Source organism: Ensifer sp. BR816, assembly GCF_000378985.1.
GTDB lineage: Bacteria > Pseudomonadota > Alphaproteobacteria > Rhizobiales > Rhizobiaceae > Sinorhizobium.
Map to the genome: position 1 here is coordinate 1,500,426 of NZ_KB905370.1, position 21,004 is coordinate 1,521,429.

The following is a 21,004-nucleotide window of genomic DNA, read 5'->3' on the forward strand; positions in this document are numbered from 1 at the left end:
TACCCTCTTCTCGTAACCTTAGAGCGCTTCAGCGCCCGAGATGATTTCAATGAGTTCCTTGGTGATCTGCGCCTGCCGCTGACGGTTGTAGTTGAGCGTCAGCTTGTTGATCATCTCACCGGCATTGCGCGTCGCATTGTCCATGGCACTCATCTTGGCGCCCATTTCGCCGGCGACGTTCTCGAGCAGGGCCCGGAAAATCTGGACGGAAATGTTGCGCGGAATGAGGTCGGTGAGGATGGCCGCAGCGTCCGGCTCGTATTCGTAGATCGCCGATGCGCTGTCGGCCTCGGCAGCTACCGCGCCGGCCGACGCCGGAATGAGCTGCTGGGCGGTCGGAATCTGCGAAATGACGGACTTGAACTCGGAATAGAACAAGGTGCAGACGTCGAACTCGCCCTTTTCGAAGAGTTCGATGACCTTGTGGCCGATCCGGTCGGCATTCTCGAAGCCGATCTTCTTGACCTCGCGCAGGTCGACGCGGTCGATGATCAGCGACGCGAATTCACGCCGCAGGATATCGAAGCCCTTCTTGCCGACGCAGATGATCTTGACCGTCTTGCCCTCAGCGAGCAGCTTGCGGATATGATCGCGGGCAAAGCGGGCGATCTGCGAGTTGAAGCCGCCGCAAAGGCCGCGTTCGGCCGTGCAGACGACCAGCAGATGCGTGTCGTCCTTGCCGGTACCCGTCATCAACGCCGGCGCACTGTCGTCCGCGCCGACCGCCTGGGCGATGTTGGCGAGAACGGCAGCCATGCGCTGCGAATAGGGCCGGGCGGCCTCGGCCGCCTCCTGGGCACGCCGAAGCTTCGCCGCGGCGACCATCTTCATCGCCTTGGTGATCTTCTGCGTCGCCTTGACGGAGGCGATCCGGTTCTTCAGATCCTTAAGTGAAGGCATCCGTTGTCCGTCCTAGTTGAGGTCCGCTCAGGCGAAAGACTTGGAGAAGCTGTCGATTGCAGCCTTCAGCTTGGCCTTGGTGTCGTCCGAGATCGCCTTTTCCGTGCGGATGGTATCCAGGAGCGCCTTGCCTTCCGACCGCAGGTAGGAAAGCAGACCATGCTCGAACTTGCCGACCTGGTTGACCGGCAGCTTGTCGAGATAGCCGTTGACGCCGGCGAAGATCACCGCGACCTGCTCTTCCGTCTTCAGCGGCGAGAACTGCGGCTGCTTCAGGAGTTCGGTCAGGCGTGCACCGCGGTTCAAGAGGCGCTGCGTAGCGGCGTCGAGGTCCGAGCCGAACTGCGCGAAGGCCGCCATTTCGCGGTACTGCGCGAGTTCGCCCTTGATCGAACCTGCGACCTGCTTCATCGCCTTGATCTGGGCGGAGGAGCCGACGCGCGAAACCGAGAGACCGACGTTAACGGCCGGGCGGATGCCCTGGTAGAACAGGTCGGTTTCAAGGAAGATCTGGCCGTCGGTGATCGAGATAACGTTGGTCGGAATAAACGCGGACACGTCGTTGCCCTGGGTCTCGATGACCGGCAGAGCCGTCAGCGAGCCGGCGCCGTTGTCGTCGGAGAGCTTTGCAGCGCGCTCCAGCAGACGGGAATGCAGGTAGAAGACGTCGCCCGGATAGGCTTCGCGGCCCGGCGGGCGGCGCAAGAGCAGCGACATCTGGCGGTAAGCAACGGCCTGCTTCGAAAGGTCGTCATAGCCGATCAGGGCGTGCTTGCCGTTGTCACGGAAGTATTCGCCCATCGTGCAGCCGGCGAACGGAGCGAGGTACTGCATCGGCGCCGGATCGGAAGCGGTGGCGGCAACGATGATCGAGTACTGCAGAGCGCCACGCTCTTCGAGCACCTTCACGAACTGCGCGACCGTCGAGCGCTTCTGGCCGATGGCGACGTAGACGCAGTAGAGCTTGTCACCTTCCGGACCATTGTCGTGAATGGCCTTCTGGTTGAGGATCGTGTCGAGAATGATCGCGGTCTTGCCGGTCTGGCGGTCACCGATGACGAGCTCGCGCTGGCCGCGGCCGACCGGGATGAGGGCGTCGATGGCCTTGAGGCCGGTCGACATCGGCTCATGCACCGACTTGCGCGGAATGATGCCGGGAGCCTTGACGTCGACGCGAGCGCGCTGCTTGGCGTTGATCGGGCCCTTGCCGTCGATCGGATTGCCGAGCGCGTCGACGACGCGGCCGAGCAGTTCCGGACCAACCGGGACGTCCACGATGGCGCCGGTCCGCTTGACGGTGTCGCCTTCCTTGATGTCACGGTCGGAGCCGAAGATAACCACACCGACATTGTCGGCTTCGAGGTTCAGCGCCATGCCGCGAATTCCGCCCGGGAATTCGACCATCTCGCCTGCCTGGACATTGTCGAGGCCGTAGACGCGGGCGATACCGTCACCGACGGAAAGCACCTGGCCGACTTCGGAAACTTCCGCTTCCTGGCCGAAATTTTTGATCTGATCTTTAAGAATTGCGGAAATTTCCGCGGCGCGGATATCCATCAGCCGACCTCTTTCAGTGCAAGCTTAAGGGTAGAGAGTTTGGTGCGAAGGGAGGTGTCAATCTGGCGGGACCCGACCTTGACGATCAGACCTCCAAGAATAGACGGGTCGACGGTGACGTTGACCGCCACGTCTTTGCCGGTGACGCCCTTGAGCGTCGCCTTCAATTCGTTTTGCTGCGCCTCGGTGAGCGCATGTGCCGACGTGACGTCGGCAGTGATTTCGCCACGGTGACGTGCGGCGATCAGGCGGAACGCCTGGATGCTGCCCGGCAGCGCGAAGAGGCGGCGGTTGCGCGCCACGACCTTGAGGAAGTTGCCGACCAGGCCGGAGAAGCCGAACTTCTCGACGAGTGCCGAGACGGCCTTGAACTGATCGTCGGCGGAAAAGACCGGGCTCACGATCAGCCGCTTCAGGTCGTCGCTGCCGTCGATCAGCGCCTGCACGCGATCGAGATCGGTACCGACCGCATCGACCGAACCAGCCTCGAGGGCGAGCTCGAAAAGCGAAGACGCATATCTTTCTGCAACGCCGGAAATAAGCTGGGATGTGTCTGCCACGGGCACAAGCTTCTCTCAAAATCATCCAAGAGCGTCAGCTGCGGCGAACCGTTGGCTTAACATCTTGAATTTGCTGCAATAACTCGCAGGATATCGAGGCCTTTCGACCCACTTCCCCCGCAATTCGCGGTTCGTCTAGCATAGGATGTTTGGACTCGCAACACGCCAACGGCAGGAATGCGGCATAACACCGCCCCCTTCGGCGGAATTTTGCCGTAAATTCGTGGAGCCCGGATTTGCGCCCCTGCCAGGATCGTCAGATGAACCCGAAAACATAGGCGAGCGGCAGGATCGCAAGCGCCGACTGGACGACAAGTGCCGCCCAGTTGAAAAGCGTCGCGCCGTTGTCGCTCATCATCGACAATATGCGGCCGAACGCCGCAAGCGCGAAAGCAGCCCCGACGGCGAGATAGACCATCGGCTGGGCAAGCAGAATGGCGCCAAGGCCGAGGCCGACATGCATGCCGCCCATGGTCGAGCGCGCCTCCGCCAGGCCGCCGCGCCGTCCCTCGGCGATGCCGATACCGGCGGCGCGAAAGGCGAGACGTGGTGCAAAAAGCATGACGAGGCCGATCAGCATCGCCGCGCCGGCCGCGCAAAAGGCCAGGAACTCCCCGGTTTCCGTCGGAATGTAAAACTCCATGCCCATCCCCGCGCCAGATCGTCACTATCGCCCGCCCGAAAGCGATTCCCGGCGGCGCGTCTTTTGGTCTAGCGCATGTTTGCGACGATGTGAATCGGCCGCATCGTGTGACCGAACCCTCAGATCACAGAAAACTCTGCGGATCGACGTCGAGCTGGACGCTGACCGAGCCGCGCTCCTTCGGGCCTGCCGAAATCATCGCCTTCAGGAAGGACTGCATGTCGCTGTTGCGCCGTCCGTGGATGAGCAGGCGAAAGCGGTGTCGGCCGCGGATGAGCGCCAGCGGCGCCTCCGCCGGGCCCAGCACCGAAATGCCGTCGACGCGCGGCGCGGCATTGCGCAAACCGCGGGCATGGCCCTCGGCATCGCCGCGCGTATCCGCCGAGACGATGATCGAGGCGAGCCGGCCGAAGGGCGGCAGCGCCGCCCGTTCTCGCTCATGGATCTCGCGATCGTAGAAGGCATCCGAATCGCCGGACACGATTGCCTGCATGACCGGGTGCTGCGGCTGGTAGGTCTGCAACAGGCCGAGGCTTTTGAGACCCGTCCGCCCGGCGCGTCCCGTCACCTGCGACAGCAGTTGAAAGGTCCGCTCGGCCGCACGCGGATCGCCATTGGCCAAGCCTAGATCGGCATCGACGATGCCGACCAGCGTCATCATCGGGAAATTGTGCCCCTTGGCGACGAGCTGCGTGCCGATGACGATGTCCGCCTCGCCGCGGGCGATCGCCTCGAGCTCCAGCCTCAGCCGCTTGACGCCCATCAGGTCGGAGGAGAGCACGATCGTGCGGGCTTCCGGGAAATGCCGCTCGACCTCTTCGGCGATGCGTTCGACTCCCGGGCCGCAGGCGACCAGGTGATCGAGCGTGCCGCATTCGGGGCAGGCCTCCGGCGTCCGTTCGGAATAGCCGCAATGATGGCACTGGATCTGGCCGCGAAAGCGGTGCTCGACCAGCCAGCTCGAGCAGTCCGGGCATTGGAAGCGATGGCCGCAGACGCGGCAGAGCGTCAGCGGCGCATAGCCGCGGCGGTTCAGGAACAGGAGCGACTGCTCGCCGCGGCCGATCGCCTTGCCGACCTGGTTCAGGAGCACCGGCGAGAGGAAGCCGCCGCGCTCCGGCGGATGCCGCCGCATGTCGACGACCCCAAGCTGCGGCAGCGCCGCATCGCCGAAACGGGTCGGCAGGTGGATCGGCCGGTAGCGTCCGACCTCGCCATTGACCCGGCTCTCGATGGAAGGGGTCGCGGAAACCAGCACGACGGGAAAGCCGCTGATCCGCCCGCGCACGACCGCCATGTCGCGGGCATTGTAGAACACTCGGTCCTCCTGCTTGTAGGCCGGGTCGTGCTCCTCGTCGACGATGATGAGCCCCAGATCCTCGAAGGGCAGGAACAGCGCCGAGCGGGCGCCTGCGACGACGCGCACCTGGCCGGTGGTCACCTGCCGCCACACCTTCTCCCGCATGCGCGGGGCGAGGTCGGAGTGCCATTCGGCCGGCTTGGCGCCGAAGCGATTCTGGAAGCGCTCCAGGAAGCTTGCGGTGAGCGCGATCTCCGGCAGCAGAATGAGCACCTGCTTGCCGGCCCGGAGCGTCGCGGCGACCGCCTCGAAATAGACCTCGGTCTTGCCGGAGCCCGTGACGCCGTCGATCAGCGAAACGGAGAAGTCTCTTTCCTCGACGGCCATGAGCAGATCGGCGGCAGCTTGCTTCTGCGGCCCCTCGAGGCGCGGCGCCGCGAAATCCGGATCGGGTGCGGCAACTACCGGCGGCGGCGGCATGAACACCGTTTCGAACACGCCCTGCGCTTGAAGTCCGTCGATCACGCCCGACGAGACGCCGGCCGCATGGGCAAGGCCGGAGCGGGTCCAGGAAAAGCCGTCGCTCGCCGTCGCAAGGACGCGCTCGCGGGCGGCGGTCATGCGTTCCGGGCGCCGTTCGGTCAGCCGAAGCGCTTCGACCATCGGCTCGGGATCGAAGGCGGTCGGCGCGCGCAGCGCCATGCGAGCGACGAGGCCGGGGGGCGTGATCGTGTAGGACGTTACCCAATCGAGAAAAGCACGCATGTCGCGCGTCAGCGGCGGGCAGTCGAAGACCTTCTCGACCTCCTTCAGCTTCTTCGGATCGACGGTGCCGTCGTCCAGACCGTCCCAGACGACGCCGACGACGAGCCGCGGCCCGAGCGGCACCTGCACGATCGAGCCCGGCTCGACCGCCATGCCGTCCGGCACCGCGTAGGAATAGGGCCTCAGTGCCGGCATCGGCACCAGAACGGGCACCACGCGACGGTCGAAGAGAGCGCCGAATAAATCGGTTGAATCAAGCGTCATTTTGCCGTGACCTTGCCACCGCTTTCAGTTAAAGAAAACTGCACAGCGAACCGCCTCCTTGCAGAGCAAGGGTTTGTCACGGTTCCACCCGAGTTTCAACGCGCGCGATTTCCGCCGTGGTTTTCCCCGCAAGCGGAAAGGCGTCTGAACGGCTGAATGCCAAAGGAACGGTCCCATGAAATTTTTCGTTGATACCGCCGACGTAAAGGAAATCCGGGAACTGAACGATCTCGGTCTGCTCGATGGCGTAACCACCAACCCGTCGCTGATCCTGAAGTCCGGGCGCGACATCGTCGAGGTTACCAAGGAGATCTGCTCGATCGTCGAGGGGCCGGTTTCGGCCGAAGTGACCGCCACCGAATATAGCGAGATGATGAAGGAGGCGGCCGCGCTTGCGAAGATCGCCGACAACATCTGCATCAAGGTGCCGCTGACGCTTGACGGCCTGAAGGCCTGCAAGGCGCTGACCTCGGACGGCCATCACACCAACGTCACCCTCTGCTTCTCCGCCAACCAGGCTCTGCTCGCCGCCAAGGCCGGCGCGACCTTCGTGTCGCCGTTCATCGGCCGCCTCGACGACACCGCCTTCGACGGCATGGACCTGATCCGCGAAATCCGCCACATCTTCGACAACTACGGCTACGAGACGGAAATCCTTGCTGCCTCGATCCGTACGGTCAACCACGTCAAGGAAGCCGCCCTCATCGGCGCCGACGTCGTCACGGCCCCGCCGGCGACACTGAAGGCACTGGTCAAGCACCCGCTGACCGACAAGGGCCTGGAAATGTTCCTCGCCGACTGGGCCAAGACCGGCCAGCGGATCGCCTGATCGATCTGAGATCACGCGCAGCGTTCGCAGGCCCCGCAGCGATGCGGGGCCTTCGTGCTTTGGGGGTCGGGAGTGCCGGTGAATTGCCCCTCATCCCGCCTGCGCGGAGAAGCTGGCCGGCAGCCCGGATTCGGGGGCATGTCCTATCCCGTCACCGGTCCGGCGAAAATCGCGTCGCTATCCTTGGCGAGTTCAAAGACTGTGTGGTGCTCGAGCGCGCGGGTCACTTCCGTCGGGTCGCCGTCAATCGCCTCCGGCGGGATGAGATTGCCGACACGAAAATCGAAGAGGTCGCCCTTCTTGTTCAAGAGTTCGTGGAACACGGTCATGTCGCGCAGTTCCGTCGACCATTTGGCGAACCAGTAGAAGAGACCGGAATTGCGCGCGCTCATATGGACCGGCAGAATCGGCAGGTCGTACTTTCGGGCAAAGCCGACGGCCGAGCTTTTCCAGGGGCGCTCGTTGAGGCGTCCATCGGCCCAGTAAGCGATGCGGCCGGAGGGAAAAAGCACGGTCGCCTTGCCGTCTTCGATCGCCCGGTTCGTCACCTGCAGCGTTTCCCGCGCCTTGAGCTTGCTCTTATACTCCTCGCGCCATTCGACCGGGATGACCATCTCGACGAAACGCGGATTGACCCGGATTGCGTCGCGATTGGCGAAGAACATCATGTCCGGGCGGCGGCTCTTCAGGAGATCGAACACTGCAATGCCGTCGGCGATGCCGGTCGGGTGGTTGCTGACGAGCAGAAATCCGCCGCTTGCCGGGATGCGCTCCGGTTTGTCGACGCGAATGTCGAGCGAAAGCAGCGCGCTCAAATGCTCGAAGGCCTGGAAGCCAGGCATATTCGCAACCGCATTGGCGAACTCAATCGCCTTGCGATAGTTGAGCAGCGTATGGAGAAAGGGCCGCATGACGGGCCACAGAGGATGGCGGACGATCTTCTGGCCGCGCTCGGCGATCAGCGTGTCGACGATATGCCCGGGGCGCCCTTGCGAGACCAGCGCCACTGCCTCCGCAAAATGCGCCAGCGCGCTCGCCGAATCACGTCTCGCCATGGTCCCATCCGCTGGTTGCTGAGAGCGAACATCGCAATTCAATATGATCGAAGAATGACAAATTCCAAGAGCATGTTAGCAAAAACATAAGAGGCCTGGAGGCATGCTCGCCGATGGAATCAGATACGGACGGCGCCTATGAACGAGCTTCTTGTGATCGGCCACCCCGAGGTGATGGCGGAGCGTCAGCGGTGGCTTGCAAGCCTTGCCGAAGAGCGTCGCCTGTCCGGACAGACGATCGAGGCTTATGAGCGCGACACGCGTCAATTCCTGACATTTCTGACCGGGCATCTCGCCGGCCCGCCGCGGCTGGCGGACATCCGCACCCTCAGGCCGGCCGATCTGCGCGGCTTTCTCGCGCAGCGGCGCAAAAACGGAGCCGGCGCGCGCACACTGGGTCGCGGCCTTGCGGGGCTTCGTTCGTTCCTTCGCTATCTGGAGAAGAACGGCCTTGCCAACGCCGCCGGCGCCGGCGCCGTGCGCTCGCCGAAGCAGCCCAAATCGCTGCCGAAACCGCTGACCGATCGCGACGCCCTGAAGGTCGTGACCACCGATGCACAGCTCGCCGAGGAGCCGTGGATCGCTGCGCGAAACGCCGCCGTCCTCACGCTCCTCTACGGCTGCGGCCTGCGCATATCGGAAGCGCTGGATCTGACGCCCGACGACTTTTCAGGCGTGGCGTCGCTGCGCATCACCGGCAAGGGCGGCAAGACCAGGATCGTCCCCCTGATCGGAGCGGCGACCGAGGCGGTGGCGACCTACAGGAAGCTCTGCCCCTACCATCCCGGATCGGGCGAGCCGCTCTTCCGCGGCGCCCGCGGCGGTAAACTGCAGCCCGCCATCATCCAGCGCGAGATGCAGAAGCTGCGCTCCGCCCTCGGCCTGCCCGATTCGGCGACGCCGCATGCATTGCGCCATTCCTTCGCAACCCATCTGCTCGCCGGCGGCGGGGATCTCCGCACCATCCAGGAACTGCTCGGCCACGCCAGTCTCTCGACGACGCAGGTCTATACCGGCGTCGATTCGGCACGGCTCCTGGAAATCTACGATCGCGCCCATCCACGCGCCTAAAAGGATTAACTCCCAAAACTGCTCACGCCTTTCCTGAAACCGTCCTAGAATTCGACGCGCTCGCCCATTAACCACGCGCGTTAAGGAACCCGTGACCGGGGCGGCGTAGGGTTCGAACTATATTTGCAGGGGGACCGACACGCATGACGACGCTCACAGAACCCGTTCGCACTCTTGCCGCCAAGGCGGCCGACGGCCTGCTGTGGCTGATCGCGCTGATGCACGTCTTGTTGGCCGCGAGCCTTCTCGTCACCTTGCTCTCGATCTCGCAGGCCGAGGCCGCAGAAGGGGCCGACTGCGACGGCAGCAATGTTCTCGCCGGTCTCGAGCGGTCCGACCCGGCGCGCCTGGCCGCAATACGCCGCGAAGCCGATGCCGTACCGAACGGCAAGGGCCTGTTCTGGAAGATCGAAGGGCAAGGTCTGGCGCCGTCCTTCCTGCTCGGCACCATGCACGTGACCGATCCGCGCGTGCTGGCGATGCCCGCCGGCGCCGCGGATGCCTATGCCGGGGCGCTGACCGTCGTCGTCGAGTCCGACGAGATCATCGACGAGAAGAAGGCGAGCGCCGCTATCCTGATGCATCCCGAGCTGACGATGTTTGCGGACAACAGGACGATCAACGATTTCCTCGAGCCGAAGGACGAGGCGCTTCTCGAAGACGGCCTCAAGGCGCGCGGCATTCCGCTCCCCCTGGTCGCCAGGATGAAACCCTGGATGATCGCCAGCTTCGTCGCCCTGCCGGCCTGCGAATTCACCCGCAAGTCCGCCGGCGCCTCCTTCCTCGACAAGAAGCTCGCCGAGGACGCCGTCAGCCGAGGCAAGTCCCTGAAGGGATTGGAGACCCTGGTCGAGCAGCTCTCCGCGATGGATTCGCTTCCCGTTGAGTGGCATCTGCGGGCGCTCATCGAAACGCTCGCGCTCGGCAAGACGATCGACGACGTGCTGACAACGATGACCGACCTCTATCTCGCCGGCGACACCGGCATGATCATGCCGATGATGCGGTCAGTGGCCGAAAAAATCTCGCCCGGCGATCTCGGCTACGCCGATTTCGAGCAGCGGATCATCGTCGACCGCAACAGGACCATGGCAGTACGGGCCGAACCCATCCTGAAAGGCGGCAACGTCTTCATGGCGGTCGGCGCGCTGCATTTGCCCGGCAAGGAAGGCCTGGTCGAACTCCTGCGCCAGCAGGGCTTCACCGTCACGCCCGTCAACTGACGATCGATTGCACCGGCTCGTTCAGCTGCGCGAGCAATGCCGGAACGATCGCCTTGTGAAAAGGCGTGATGGCGGCGAGGTAAAAATAGCCGAACAGGTTCCTGCGGCGCACCAGCGTCGTGACGCCGATCACCTGGCTGTCGGCCGGCCCGTCGCGCACCTCCACCACGATCCGGAAGTCGAGATGACGGTCGTCGAAGCCGAGAACCGCTTCGCGCTCGCTGCCGCTCAGGACCGGAAAGATGCCGACGAGGCTCGCATCTCCAGCAGGAGCAGCGGCCTTGAGGCCGAGCGGCGCAACGATGCGGTTGCGCAAGGCCAGGAGATTGCGAATCCAGCGGGGCGCGCTTCCAAGCGCCCGCCTCGCCGCTTCAAGCGCGGTTAGCCGGTCGCCAAGAAACAGAAGCTCGTAGCAATCCGCCCAGTCGGCACCGGGCAGGCAGGCGTTCGGCAGGCGGGCGGCAACGCTGCGAGGTTTCATGGACGCGTCCTTTCCGCGGTCCGCCGGTGGTCCGGCTGCGCTCTTGAAGTGCGTTCATGATTGCGCTGGACGAGCGCCGGAGGCAGGGGACCGCTTGTCGCAGCCCCCGCGCCAATTGTCACATGTGGATCGGCTTGAAGAAGGTCGAAAGCGCCGCTTCCTTCACCGCTTCCGACATGGTCGGATGCGCATGGCAGGTGCGGCCGAGGTCTTCGGACGACCCGCCGAATTCCATCAGCACGGCGATCTCGTGGATCATCTCGCCGGCGCCGAAGCCGATGATGTGGCCGCCGAGGACCCGGTCGGTCTCCTTGTCGGCGAGGATCTTCACGAAGCCGTCGGTCTGGAGCATGGCGCGGGCGCGGCCATTGGCGGTGAAAGGGAATTTGCCGACCTTGTAGGCGACGCCGGCGGCCTTCAGTTCTTCCTCGGTCTTGCCGACGGAAGCGACCTCCGGCTGGGTGTAGACGACACCCGGAATGACGTCGTAGTTCACATGGCCGGCCTGACCGGCGATGATCTCGGCCACGGCGACGCCTTCGTCCTCCGCCTTGTGGGCGAGCATCGGACCGCGCACCACGTCGCCGATCGCGTAGACGCCGGTGATGCTCGTCTGGAAGTGATGGTCGATCTCGACCCGGCCGCGCGCATCGAGGACGACGCCCGCCTTGGCGAGACCCAGCCCGTCCGTCGCCGGCTTGCGACCGGTCGCGACCAGCACCACCTCCGCGTCGAGCGTCGTCGATTCGCCGCCCTTGACCGGCTCGAAGGTCACCTTCGCGCCATTGGCGGACTTCACGACGCCGGTCACCTTGGCGCCGAGCTTGATGTCGATGCCCTGCTTCGCCAGCATCCGCTGGAGCTGCTTGGCGACTTCGCCGTCCATGCCGCCGAGGATCGTATCGAGGAACTCGACGACGGTCACCTTGGCGCCGAGGCGCGCCCAGACCGAGCCGAGCTCGAGGCCGATGACGCCGCCGCCGACGACGATCATGCTCGCCGGAACCTTTTCGAGCTCAAGGGCGCCGGTCGAGGAGATAACGACTTTCTCGTCGAACTCGACGTCGACGCCCGGAATGCCGGCAACGTCCGAGCCGGTGGCGATGACGACATTCTTGGCTTCGAGGACCTGCTCCTCGCCCTTGTCGTTGGTGACAGAGACCTTGCCCTGGCCGAGTACCTTGCCGGTGCCCTGGAAGCCGTCGATCTTGTTCTTCTTGAAGAGAAAGGAGACGCCGTCGACATTCGCCTTAACGGTGGCGTCCTTGTGGGCGAGCATCTTCTGCAGATTGAGTTTCGGGCTTGCGACCTCGACGCCGAGCGCATCGAGACCATGGCCGGCGTGGTGGAACATCTCGGAAGCATGCAGCAGCGCCTTGGAGGGAATGCATCCGACATTGAGGCAGGTGCCGCCATAGGTGCTGCGCTTTTCGACCACGGCAACCTTCATGCCCAGTTGCGCCGCCTTGATGGCGCAGACATAGCCGCCGGGACCGCTACCGATAACGATGAGATCATAAGCCATTTGATTATCCTTCTGGGAGGGTAGTCTTCTAAAGGGCGGTCATCGCCCGCCGCTGACATTGAGAATGGCTCCCGTCACATAAGTCGCCTTGTCCGACAGGAGATAGAGAATTGCGTCGGCCACCTCGCCGGCCGTGCCGGGGCGCTGCATCGGGATCGACGGCGCCATGTCGCGGGCGCGATCGGGCAGGCCGCCGGACGCATGGATATCCGTATCGATGATGCCGGGGCGAACCGCGTTGACGCGGACACCCTCAGATGCCACTTCGCGCGCGAGACCGATGGTGAAGCTGTCGATCGCGCCCTTGGTGGCGGCATAGTCGACATATTGGCCCGGCGCGCCCAGCACGGCCGCCGCCGACGAGAGGTTGACGATTGCGCCGCCCTGCCCGCCGTGACGTGTCGACATCCTCTTGACCGCTTCCGCCGCGCAGCGGATCGATCCCGTGACATTGACGCGAAGCATCCACTCCAATCGCTCCGTCGAAATCTCATCGATCCGCTCGGGCGGGCCGACGATGCCGGCATTGTTGACGAGCCCGTCGAGCCGCCCGAAGGCGGCATCGATGGCCGAAAAAATCGCCTCTATCCCGTCTTCGGAGCCGACATCGCCTTGCACGGCGATCGCCGTGCCGCCTGCCTCGGAGATTTGACGAACGACGTCTTCGGCGGCTTGCCGCTTCGAGGCATAATTGACCGCCACCCGCCAGCCTTCGCGTGCCGCGGCGAGGCAGACGGCGGCGCCGATGCCGCGGCTGCCGCCGGTGACGAGAAGGACGCGGCTGCCACTCATGCGGCGCATCCCTTGAACGCAAAGATGTCGGAACTGTCGGACGTCGCCTTGCCCTTGCCCCAGGCGCTCGATTGGCGCAGCGACGGACCGAAATCCGGGAGCAGTATCTGCAGCGCCGCAGGCGCGTCTTCCGGCTGAAGCAATCCGATCTTGCCGGCGCCGTCGACGGCGTAGATCGGACCCTGCCAGACGGTGCAGGCCGTGAGTTCGTTGCCCGTCACATCCCCGGTCGGGCAATTGTTCATGACGATGCCGTTCGGGCGTTCCGGTTCGCCGGAAGGCAGGACGACGCCGTCGAGCGACAATGTGGTGCCCTCAATGGTGATCTTGAAATGATTGCTGGTAACCGCTGCTTCCGATCCGACCGGCTCGAAACGCAGCTCGTAGCCGCCGGCCGGGTCGGCATAGACGGCGCGGGCCTGCTTGCACTCCTGCGCAAGCGCCGGAAGCGCGACCAACGCCAGCGCGAAGCAAGCGAGGATGGCTGGCCGGCCAAACATCTCAGGCGGCCTTCTCGGTCGCGAGCTTCAGCCCGAGCGCAATGAAGACGAGGCCGCTTGCCCGGTCGATCCATTTGCTCGCCCGCGTGAAGGCGGCCCGCATCCGCGGTGTCGTCATGAACAGGCTGACGCCGACGAACCAGAGGATCAGAGCGCTCGCCATGACAAGGCCGTAGCCGAACTTTACCGGCATCGGCGTATGCGCGCTGACCACCGTCGAGAAGATCGACAGGAAGAAGAACACCGCTTTCGGGTTGAGTGCGTTGGCAGCGAAGCCGAGGCCGAAGGCCTTCAGCGCCGACTGGCCCCTGCGCGCTCCGGCATCCTCGCCCGGCTCGACGTCAATCTCCGTCTGGCCGGCCCGAAGCGCCTTGACGCCGATATAGACCAGGTAAGCGACGCCGCACCATTTGACGATGTTGAAGAGATAGATCGATTGCGAAATGATCAGCCCGAGGCCGAGAACGGTGTAGCTGACGTGGAACATCAGCGACGCGCCGATCCCGAAGGAGGTGATGATCGCCGCCCGGCGGCCGTTGACGAGCGACTGCCGCATCACCATGGCAAGATCCGCCCCCGGCGAGACGATCGCGAAGGAAAAGATCGCCATCAGCGAAGCAAGTTCGATCAGGTAAGCGCTCATGGTAGTCACCGGTGCGTTGAAGTTCAAATGGTGCCGGACGAGCCTGAATGCGCGCATAGCGAGCTTTGCAAGACCCTAGCCTCCTGCCCCATCGCTGTCGAGCGGGCCGCGTCGACGGCTTCGCGCGGCGAGAAAGAAACGGGGGCTGATGCCCCCGCCTTGACTTAGAGGTCGAGCACCAGGCGCTCCGGATCCTCGAGGCTTTCCTTGACGCGCACCAGGAAGGTCACGGCTTCCTTGCCGTCGACGATGCGGTGATCGTAGGAGAGCGCCAGATACATCATCGGACGGATGACAACCTGGCCGCCGATCGCAACCGGACGGTCCTGAATCTTGTGCATGCCGAGGATGCCGGACTGCGGCGCGTTGAGGATCGGCGAGGACATCAGCGAACCGTAGACGCCGCCGTTGGAGATGGTGAAGGTGCCGCCCTGCATGTCGGCCATCGACAGCGCGCCGTCGCGGGCGGCCTTGCCGAGGCGGCCGATTTCCTTCTCGATCTCGGCGATCGACATCTGGTCGGCATCGCGCACGATCGGCACGACGAGGCCCTTGTCCGTGCCGACGGCTACGCCGACATGGCAGAAGTTCTTGTAGATGATGTCGGTGCCATCGATCTCGGCGTTGACAGCCGGCAACTCCTTGAGCGCGTGGGTCACGGCCTTGGTGAAGAAGCCCATGAAGCCGAGCTTCACCCCGTGCTTCTTCTCGAAGATGTCCTTGTACTTCGAACGCAGGCTCATGACGGCGCTCATGTCCACCTCGTTATAGGTGGTGAGCATGGCTGCGGTGTTCTGCGCATCCTTGAGACGACGGGCAATCGTCTGACGCAGGCGGGTCATCTTGACCCGCTCTTCGCGGGTCGCGTCCTCGGCCGGTGCCGGCGCGCGGGCCTGGACCTTGGCCGGCTCGGCGGCGGCCGGCGCGGAGACGCCCTTGGCGATCGCCGCAAGCACGTCGCCCTTCAGCACCTGGCCGCGTTTGCCCGAACCGTCGAGCTGATCGGCGGAGAGGTTGTTCTCGGCGATGAGCTTTGCAGCCGACGGAGCAGCCGGCATCGAGGAGGCGGCCTGCGGTGCGGCAGCGGCGGCCGGCTTCGCGGCCGGTGCGGCGGCAGCCGGCTCGACCTTCTTCTCGGCCGGCGCCGGGGCGGCTGCGGCGGCACCAGCGCCTTCGGCGATCTGGCCGAGCAACGCGCCGAGGCCGACGGTCTCACCGGCCTGCGCGACGATCTCGCTGAGCGTGCCGGCAGCCGGCGCCGGCACTTCGATCGTCACCTTGTCGGTCTCGAGCTCGAGGATCGGCTCGTCGGCCTTGATCGCATCGCCGACCTTCTTGAACCAGGTCCCGACGGTCGCTTCGCTGACGGATTCGCCGAGGGTAGGAACGCGGATTTCAGTTGCCATGATTTTTGTTCCGTTGATCAGATATCTGTTTCTAGCTCTTTGCGTTACGCACTCCCGGACGGAAAACCGCTGCGCACTTTTCCTGGAAGTGCTCCAGCGATTGACAGACCGTGAGGGGCTTGATCAGCCCCCCAGCGCATCCTCGAGGAAGGCGGCAAGCTGCGCCATGTGCTTGGACATCAGGCCCGTCGCCGGGGAAGCGGCAGCCGGACGACCGGTGTAGCGCACCCGCTGATACTTGGCGTCGATATGGGCAAGAACCCATTCGAGATAGGGATCGATGAACGACCAGGCGCCCATGTTCTTCGGCTCTTCCTGGCACCAGACCATCTCCGCGTGGCGGAAGCGGCTGAGCTCGTTGATGAGCGCCTTGGCCGGGAACGGATAGAGCTGCTCGACGCGCAGCAGGTAGATGTCGTCGATGCCACGCTTTTCGCGCTCTTCGAGAAGATCGTAGTAGACCTTGCCCGAGCACATCACGACGCGGCGGATCTTCGAGTCCTTCTGCAGCTTGATCGGTCCGTCCTTGATGACCTCCGCATCGTCCCACAGCAGGCGGTGGAACGAGCTCTCTCCGGCCATCTCCGAAAGGCTGGAGATCGCCCGCTTGTGGCGCAGCAGCGACTTCGGCGTCATCAGGATCAGCGGCTTGCGGAAGTCGCGCTTCACCTGGCGGCGCAGGATGTGGAAGTAGTTCGCCGGCGTGGTGACGTTGGCGACCTGCATATTGTCTTCCGCGCAGAGCTGCAGGAAGCGCTCGAGGCGCGCCGAGGAGTGCTCCGGTCCCTGGCCTTCATAGCCGTGCGGCAGCAGGCAGACGAGACCGGACATGCGCAGCCACTTGCGTTCGCCCGACGAGACGAACTGGTCGAAGACCACCTGCGCGCCGTTGGCGAAGTCGCCGAACTGGGCTTCCCAGAGCGTCAGCGCGTTCGGGCGGGCAAGCGAGTAGCCGTATTCGAAGCCGAGCACAGCCTCTTCCGAGAGCATCGAGTTGATCACCTCGTAGCGCGCCTGCGTCGCCGACAGGTTGGCGAGCGGAATGTAGCGCTCTTCCGTCTGCTGGTCGTAGAGGACCGAGTGGCGCTGCGAGAACGTGCCGCGCTCGCAGTCCTGGCCGGACAGGCGGATCTTCGTGCCCTCGGTGACGAGTGTCCCGAAGGCGAGCGCTTCCGCCATCGCCCAGTCGATCCCCTCACCCGTCTGAACCATGCCGGCGCGGTTTTCCATGAAGCGCTGGATGGTGCGGTGGGCGTTGAAGCCGGCCGGGATCTCCGAGATCTTGCGACCGATTTCCTTGAGCTGCTTCATCGGCACTGAAGTCCGGCCGCGGCGCTGCTCATCCTGATTGTCAGCCGTGCGCAGGCCCGACCAGGCACCGTCGAGCCAATCGGCCTTGTTCGGCTTGTAGGACTGGCCGGCCTCGAACTCCTGCTCGAGATGGGCGCGCCAGTCCGCCTTCATCTTCTCGACCTCGCCCTCGTTCATCAGTCCTTCGGCGATCAACCGTGCCGAATAGACCTGGACGACCGTCTTGTGGGCGCGGATCGCCTTGTACATCTTCGGCTGCGTGAACGCCGGCTCGTCGCCCTCGTTGTGGCCGAAGCGGCGATAACAGAACATGTCGACGACGACCGGCTTGTGGAACTTCATCCGGAACTCGGTCGCCACCTTGGCCGCATAGACGACGGCTTCCGGGTCATCGCCGTTCACGTGGAAGATCGGCGCTTCGATCATCTTCGCCACATCCGAAGGATAGGGCGAGGATCGCGAGAAGGCCGGGTTCGTGGTGAAGCCGATCTGGTTGTTGATGATGAAGTGGACAGTGCCGGCAACGCGGTGGCCGCGCAGACCGGAGAGACCGAGAATTTCCGCGATGACGCCCTGGCCGGCAAAGGCCGCGTCGCCATGCAGCAGCAGCGGCATGACCTTGACGCGTTCGCGCAGCGGAATGATGTCGCCCTCGAACACGGTCGCCATCTGGTCCTGCTTGGCGCGCGCCTTGCCCATGACGACCGGGTTGACGATCTCGAGATGCGACGGGTTGGCCGTCAGCGACAGGTGCACCCTGTTGCCGTCGAATTCGCGGTCGGAGGAAGCGCCGAGGTGGTACTTCACGTCGCCCGAGCCTTCGACGTCGTCCGGCGCGTAGGAGCCGCCCTTGAACTCATGGAAGATGGCGCGGTGCGGCTTGGCCATCACCTGGGAGAGCACGTTGAGGCGGCCGCGATGGGCCATGCCGAGAACGATCTCCTTGAGGCCGAGCTGCCCGCCGCGTTTGATGAGCTGTTCGAGCGCCGGGATGAGCGACTCGCCGCCGTCGAGGCCGAAGCGCTTGGTGCCCTTGTACTTGACGTCGATGAACTGCTCGAACCCTTCCGCCTCGATAAGCTTCTGCAGGATTGCCCGCTTGCCCTCGGGCGTGAATTCGACGCCCTTGTCCGGCCCCTCGATCCGTTCCTGGATCCAGGCCTTCTCCTCCGGGTTGGACATGTGCATGAATTCGACGCCCATCGTCGAGCAATAGGTCCGCTCGAGGATCTCGACCATCTCGCGCACGGTGCCGTATTGCAGCCCGAGCACGTTGTCGAGGAAGATCTTGCGGTCGTAGTCCTTCTCCTCGAAGCCATAGGTCTTCGGCGAGAGTTCCTCGTAATCCTCGACCGGATCGGCAAGGCCAAGCGGATCGAGCTTGGCATGCAGGTGGCCGCGCATGCGGTAGGCGCGGATCATCATGATGGCGCGGACGGAATCGCGCGTCGACTGATGAACCTCGGCCTCGCTGACCGGCACGCCGGCAACGGCGGCCGCTTCCTCGGCCTTTGCCTTGACCTTCTTCTCAACGATCTTTTCGACGGCGCCCCAGTCGCCGTCGAGCGCGGAGACGAGTTCGCCATTGGCGGCGATCGGCCAATTCTTCTTCTTCCAGGAGGCCCCCTTGGCCGCCTTCACCACATCCTCGGGCCTGTCGGCAAGCGCCTTGAAGAAGGACTGCCATTCGGCCGAAACGGACGACGGATCCGCTTCATAGCGCGCATAGAGCTGCTCGATATAGGCGGCGTTGGCGCCGTCCAGAAACGAAGTGAGCTGGAATTGCTCGTTGGCCTCTTGCCTTGTCATGGTCTCTCGCGGACTTGAGTCCGCCTCCTGACTCTAAGTTGGGATGCCGGGTTGTCCCGGTCGTTCATGTTCGTTCGGCGCGGTCCGCGCCCTTTCCTACGACGCCGGGCATCGAAAGGAGGCGCCGGGATCACCGTGGCACTTGGTTTGCCGCGTATCCTGACATCATCAGCCAAGGAAACACGCGGGCTTCGGAATGCCCGGGCCGGATCGGTCCGGCCCGGGCAGAAGACTTAAGATCAGCCCTTGAGGACTTCGACGAGCGTCTTGCCGAGACGAGCCGGCGACGGCGACACGCGGATGCCTGCCTGCTCCATCGCAGCGATCTTGGATTCCGCATCGCCCTTGCCGCCGGAAACGACGGCGCCGGCGTGACCCATGGTGCGGCCCTTCGGCGCGGTACGGCCCGCGATGAAGCCGGCCATCGGCTTCTTGCGGCCCTTCTTGGCCTCGTCGATGAGGAACTGCGCCGCATCCTCTTCGGCCGAGCCGCCGATCTCGCCGATCATGATGATCGAGGTCGTGGCCTCGTCCGCCAGGAACATCTCCAAGACGTCGATGAACTCGGTGCCCTTGACCGGGTCGCCGCCGATGCCGACAGCCGTCGTCTGGCCGAGGCCTTCGTTGGAGGTCTGGAACACGGCTTCGTAGGTAAGCGTACCGGAGCGTGAGACGATGCCGACCGAACCCTTGCGGAAGATCGAGCCCGGCATGATGCCGATCTTGCATTCTTCCGGCGTCAGGATACCGGGGCAGTTCGGGCCGAGCAGGCGCGACTTGGAGCGGTCGAGACGAGCCTTGACGCGCACCATGTCGGCAACCGGGATGCCTTCGGTAATGCAGGTGATGAACGGGATTTCCGCATCGATCGCCTCGATGATCGCGTCCGCGGCACCTGCCGGCGGAACATAGATCACGGAAGCGTCCGCACCGGTCTTTTCACGGCCTTCGGCAACCGACGCGAAGATCGGCAGGGTTTCGTCCTTGGAGCCGGTCCAGGTTTCGCCGCCCTTCTTCGGGTGAATGCCGCCGACCATCTGCGTGCCGTAATAGGCGAGCGCCTGTTCGGTATGGAAGGTGCCGGTCTTGCCGGTCAGGCCCTGAACGAGGACCTTGGTGTTCTTGTTGACGAGAATCGACATGAGGTCTGGTCCTTCAGTTAGCCGTTGATCGCGGCGACGATCTTCTTGGCAGCGTCATCCAGATCGTCGGCGGCGGTGATCGCCAGGCCGGATTCGTTCAGGATCTTCTTGCCAAGCTCGACATTCGTGCCTTCGAGACGAACGACCAGCGGAACCTTGAGGCCGACTTCCTGCACGGCCGCAACGACACCTTCGGCGATGACATCGCACTTCATGATGCCGCCGAAGATGTTGACGAGGATACCCTCGACCTTCGGGTCGGCGGTGATGATCTTGAAGGCTGCCGCGACCTTCTCCTTGCCGGCGCCGCCGCCGACGTCGCAGAAGTTCGCCGGCTCCTTGCCGTAGAGCTTGATGATGTCCATCGTCGCCATGGCAAGACCCGCGCCGTTGACCATGCAGCCGATGTTGCCGTCGAGCGCCACATAGGCGAGGTCCCACTTGGAGGCCTCGATTTCCTTTGCGTCTTCTTCGGTCTCGTCGCGCAGTGCCTTGATGTCGTCGTGGCGGAAGAGCGCGTTGCCGTCGAACGAGACCTTGGCATCGAGAACGCGCATGCGGCCGTTCTTCATGACGATCAGCGGGTTGACCTCAAGCAGGCTCATGTCCTTCTCGACGAAGGCCTTGTAGAGGATCGGGAAGAGCTTTTCGGCGTCAGCCTTGGCTTCGCCTTCGAGCTTCAGGGCCGAGGTGAGCTTGGCGAGATCAGCGGCGGTGACGCCAGCTTCCGGGTTGATCGCGACGTTGACGATCTTTTCCGGCGTGTCGTGCGCAACAGCCTCGATGTCCATGCCGCCTTCCGTCGAAACGACGAAGGCGATCTGGCCGACCGAGCGGTCAACGAGCAGCGAAAGATAGAGTTCGCGATCGATGTCGGCGCCGTCCTCGATATAGAGACGGTTCACCTGCTTGCCGGCAGGGCCGGTCTGCGCGGTGACGAGCGTATTGCCGAGCATTTCCTTGGCATGAGCCTTGGCTTCATCGATCGAAAAGGCAAGACGAACGCCGCCCTTGGCGTCGGGGCCGAGTTCCTTGAACTTGCCCTTGCCGCGGCCGCCCGCATGGATCTGGCTCTTGACGACGTAAAGCGGTCCCGGCAGCTTCTTCGCAGCCGCTTCGGCTTCGTCGGCCGTGAAGATCGCGACGCCTTCGGCGACCGGCGCGCCATAGCTCTTCAAGAGAGCCTTGGCCTGATATTCATGAATGTTCATGGGTTCTTTCCTGTCTG

At 64.0% G+C, this 21,004-nt stretch carries 18 protein-coding genes; 3 read left to right on the plus strand and 15 right to left on the minus strand.

Annotation, left to right across the window (positions count from 1 at the left end; all coding sequences use genetic code 11):
• Positions 1 to 18 precede the first annotated feature (18 nt).
• The 5 genes from RHIBR816_RS0107195 to RHIBR816_RS0107215 form a co-directional block, all read right to left on the minus strand.
• Positions 19 to 900, minus strand: coding sequence for a F0F1 ATP synthase subunit gamma (locus tag RHIBR816_RS0107195; RefSeq protein WP_018235853.1), 882 nt, complete (start codon positions 898 to 900; stop codon positions 19 to 21).
• A gap of 27 nt (positions 901 to 927) precedes the next feature.
• Entirely contained in the window at positions 928 to 2,457 is a 1,530-nt protein-coding gene (atpA, locus tag RHIBR816_RS0107200) for a F0F1 ATP synthase subunit alpha (protein ID WP_018235854.1), read from the minus strand.
• The gene (locus RHIBR816_RS0107205; protein WP_018235855.1) at positions 2,457 to 3,023 is read right to left on the minus strand and encodes a F0F1 ATP synthase subunit delta; all 567 of its coding nucleotides are present in this window, start codon (positions 3,021 to 3,023) and stop codon (positions 2,457 to 2,459) included. The genes atpA and RHIBR816_RS0107205 overlap by 1 nt, the downstream gene beginning before the upstream one ends.
• A 250-nt stretch (positions 3,024 to 3,273) precedes the next feature.
• The gene (locus RHIBR816_RS0107210) at positions 3,274 to 3,660 is read right to left on the minus strand and encodes a hypothetical protein (RefSeq protein WP_026186728.1); all 387 of its coding nucleotides are present in this window, start codon (positions 3,658 to 3,660) and stop codon (positions 3,274 to 3,276) included.
• Between the two features lie 124 nt (positions 3,661 to 3,784).
• Entirely contained in the window at positions 3,785 to 5,989 is a 2,205-nt protein-coding gene (locus tag RHIBR816_RS0107215; protein WP_018235857.1) for a primosomal protein N', read from the minus strand.
• 175 nt (positions 5,990 to 6,164) lie between these two features.
• Between RHIBR816_RS0107215 and fsa the strand changes: the two genes are divergently transcribed.
• On the plus strand, positions 6,165 to 6,818 hold the full coding sequence (gene fsa, locus RHIBR816_RS0107220; RefSeq protein WP_018235858.1) for a fructose-6-phosphate aldolase: 654 nt from the start codon (positions 6,165 to 6,167) through the stop codon (positions 6,816 to 6,818).
• Between the two features lie 143 nt (positions 6,819 to 6,961).
• Here the strand turns inward: fsa and RHIBR816_RS0107225 are convergent, their stop codons facing one another.
• Entirely contained in the window at positions 6,962 to 7,873 is a 912-nt protein-coding gene (locus RHIBR816_RS0107225) for a GNAT family N-acetyltransferase (protein ID WP_018235859.1), read from the minus strand.
• A gap of 138 nt (positions 7,874 to 8,011) precedes the next feature.
• Between RHIBR816_RS0107225 and RHIBR816_RS0107230 the strand changes: the two genes are divergently transcribed.
• Both RHIBR816_RS0107230 and RHIBR816_RS0107235 read left to right on the plus strand, forming a co-directional pair.
• Complete coding sequence (locus tag RHIBR816_RS0107230) at positions 8,012 to 8,944, plus strand: tyrosine recombinase XerC (protein ID WP_018235860.1); 933 nt, start codon at positions 8,012 to 8,014, stop codon at positions 8,942 to 8,944.
• Between the two features lie 143 nt (positions 8,945 to 9,087).
• Entirely contained in the window at positions 9,088 to 10,167 is a 1,080-nt protein-coding gene (locus tag RHIBR816_RS0107235) for a TraB/GumN family protein (protein ID WP_018235861.1), read from the plus strand.
• Here the strand turns inward: RHIBR816_RS0107235 and RHIBR816_RS0107240 are convergent.
• From RHIBR816_RS0107240 to sucC, 9 genes are all read right to left on the minus strand, one after another.
• On the minus strand, positions 10,160 to 10,648 hold the full coding sequence (locus RHIBR816_RS0107240; protein WP_018235862.1) for a DUF2867 domain-containing protein: 489 nt from the start codon (positions 10,646 to 10,648) through the stop codon (positions 10,160 to 10,162). The two genes, RHIBR816_RS0107235 and RHIBR816_RS0107240, sit on opposite strands and share 8 nt — an antisense overlap.
• Before the next feature lie 118 nt (positions 10,649 to 10,766).
• The gene (gene lpdA / locus RHIBR816_RS0107245) at positions 10,767 to 12,173 is read right to left on the minus strand and encodes a dihydrolipoyl dehydrogenase (RefSeq protein ID WP_018235863.1); all 1,407 of its coding nucleotides are present in this window, start codon (positions 12,171 to 12,173) and stop codon (positions 10,767 to 10,769) included.
• Positions 12,174 to 12,212: 39 nt separating this feature from the next.
• Complete coding sequence (locus RHIBR816_RS0107250; RefSeq protein WP_026186729.1) at positions 12,213 to 12,965, minus strand: SDR family oxidoreductase; 753 nt, start codon at positions 12,963 to 12,965, stop codon at positions 12,213 to 12,215.
• Positions 12,962 to 13,465 carry a hypothetical protein gene (locus tag RHIBR816_RS0107255; RefSeq protein ID WP_018235865.1) on the minus strand — a complete coding sequence of 168 codons (504 nt, stop codon included), beginning with the start codon at positions 13,463 to 13,465 and terminating at the stop codon, positions 12,962 to 12,964. The genes RHIBR816_RS0107250 and RHIBR816_RS0107255 overlap by 4 nt, the downstream gene beginning before the upstream one ends.
• A 1-nt stretch (position 13,466) precedes the next feature.
• Positions 13,467 to 14,108 (minus strand): LysE family transporter, encoded by a 642-nt coding sequence (locus RHIBR816_RS0107260; RefSeq protein WP_026186730.1) that lies wholly within the window; start codon positions 14,106 to 14,108, stop codon positions 13,467 to 13,469.
• Between the two features lie 164 nt (positions 14,109 to 14,272).
• Positions 14,273 to 15,514: a 2-oxoglutarate dehydrogenase complex dihydrolipoyllysine-residue succinyltransferase gene (gene odhB / locus RHIBR816_RS0107265; RefSeq protein ID WP_018235867.1), complete on the minus strand. Its 1,242-nt coding sequence runs from the start codon at positions 15,512 to 15,514 to the stop codon at positions 14,273 to 14,275.
• 123 nt (positions 15,515 to 15,637) lie between these two features.
• The gene (locus RHIBR816_RS0107270) at positions 15,638 to 18,634 is read right to left on the minus strand and encodes a 2-oxoglutarate dehydrogenase E1 component (protein ID WP_018235868.1); all 2,997 of its coding nucleotides are present in this window, start codon (positions 18,632 to 18,634) and stop codon (positions 15,638 to 15,640) included.
• Between the two features lie 239 nt (positions 18,635 to 18,873).
• Entirely contained in the window at positions 18,874 to 19,776 is a 903-nt protein-coding gene (gene sucD / locus RHIBR816_RS0107275) for a succinate--CoA ligase subunit alpha (protein ID WP_018235869.1), read from the minus strand.
• Positions 19,777 to 19,793: 17 nt separating this feature from the next.
• Positions 19,794 to 20,987: an ADP-forming succinate--CoA ligase subunit beta gene (gene sucC, locus RHIBR816_RS0107280; RefSeq protein ID WP_018235870.1), complete on the minus strand. Its 1,194-nt coding sequence runs from the start codon at positions 20,985 to 20,987 to the stop codon at positions 19,794 to 19,796.
• Positions 20,988 to 21,004 lie beyond the last annotated feature (17 nt).

Bases quoted from the DNA above. Each gene is read 5' to 3' on its own strand.
- RHIBR816_RS0107195 (WP_018235853.1), bottom strand. From the start codon at position 900: ATGCCTTCACTTAAGGATCTGAAGAACCGGATCGCCTCCGTCAAGGCG.
- atpA (WP_018235854.1), bottom strand. From the start codon at position 2,457: ATGGATATCCGCGCCGCGGAAATTTCCGCAATTCTTAAAGATCAGATC.
- RHIBR816_RS0107210 (WP_026186728.1), bottom strand. From the start codon at position 3,660: ATGGAGTTTTACATTCCGACGGAAACCGGGGAGTTCCTGGCCTTTTGC.
- RHIBR816_RS0107215 (WP_018235857.1), bottom strand. From the start codon at position 5,989: ATGACGCTTGATTCAACCGATTTATTCGGCGCTCTCTTCGACCGTCGC.
- fsa (WP_018235858.1), top strand. From the start codon at position 6,165: ATGAAATTTTTCGTTGATACCGCCGACGTAAAGGAAATCCGGGAACTG.
- RHIBR816_RS0107225 (WP_018235859.1), bottom strand. From the start codon at position 7,873: ATGGCGAGACGTGATTCGGCGAGCGCGCTGGCGCATTTTGCGGAGGCA.
- RHIBR816_RS0107230 (WP_018235860.1), top strand. From the start codon at position 8,012: ATGAACGAGCTTCTTGTGATCGGCCACCCCGAGGTGATGGCGGAGCGT.
- RHIBR816_RS0107235 (WP_018235861.1), top strand. From the start codon at position 9,088: ATGACGACGCTCACAGAACCCGTTCGCACTCTTGCCGCCAAGGCGGCC.
- RHIBR816_RS0107240 (WP_018235862.1), bottom strand. From the start codon at position 10,648: ATGAAACCTCGCAGCGTTGCCGCCCGCCTGCCGAACGCCTGCCTGCCC.
- lpdA (WP_018235863.1), bottom strand. From the start codon at position 12,173: ATGGCTTATGATCTCATCGTTATCGGTAGCGGTCCCGGCGGCTATGTC.
- RHIBR816_RS0107250 (WP_026186729.1), bottom strand. From the start codon at position 12,965: ATGAGTGGCAGCCGCGTCCTTCTCGTCACCGGCGGCAGCCGCGGCATC.
- RHIBR816_RS0107255 (WP_018235865.1), bottom strand. From the start codon at position 13,465: ATGTTTGGCCGGCCAGCCATCCTCGCTTGCTTCGCGCTGGCGTTGGTC.
- RHIBR816_RS0107260 (WP_026186730.1), bottom strand. From the start codon at position 14,108: ATGAGCGCTTACCTGATCGAACTTGCTTCGCTGATGGCGATCTTTTCC.
- odhB (WP_018235867.1), bottom strand. From the start codon at position 15,514: ATGGCAACTGAAATCCGCGTTCCTACCCTCGGCGAATCCGTCAGCGAA.
- RHIBR816_RS0107270 (WP_018235868.1), bottom strand. From the start codon at position 18,634: ATGACAAGGCAAGAGGCCAACGAGCAATTCCAGCTCACTTCGTTTCTG.
- sucD (WP_018235869.1), bottom strand. From the start codon at position 19,776: ATGTCGATTCTCGTCAACAAGAACACCAAGGTCCTCGTTCAGGGCCTG.
- sucC (WP_018235870.1), bottom strand. From the start codon at position 20,987: ATGAACATTCATGAATATCAGGCCAAGGCTCTCTTGAAGAGCTATGGC.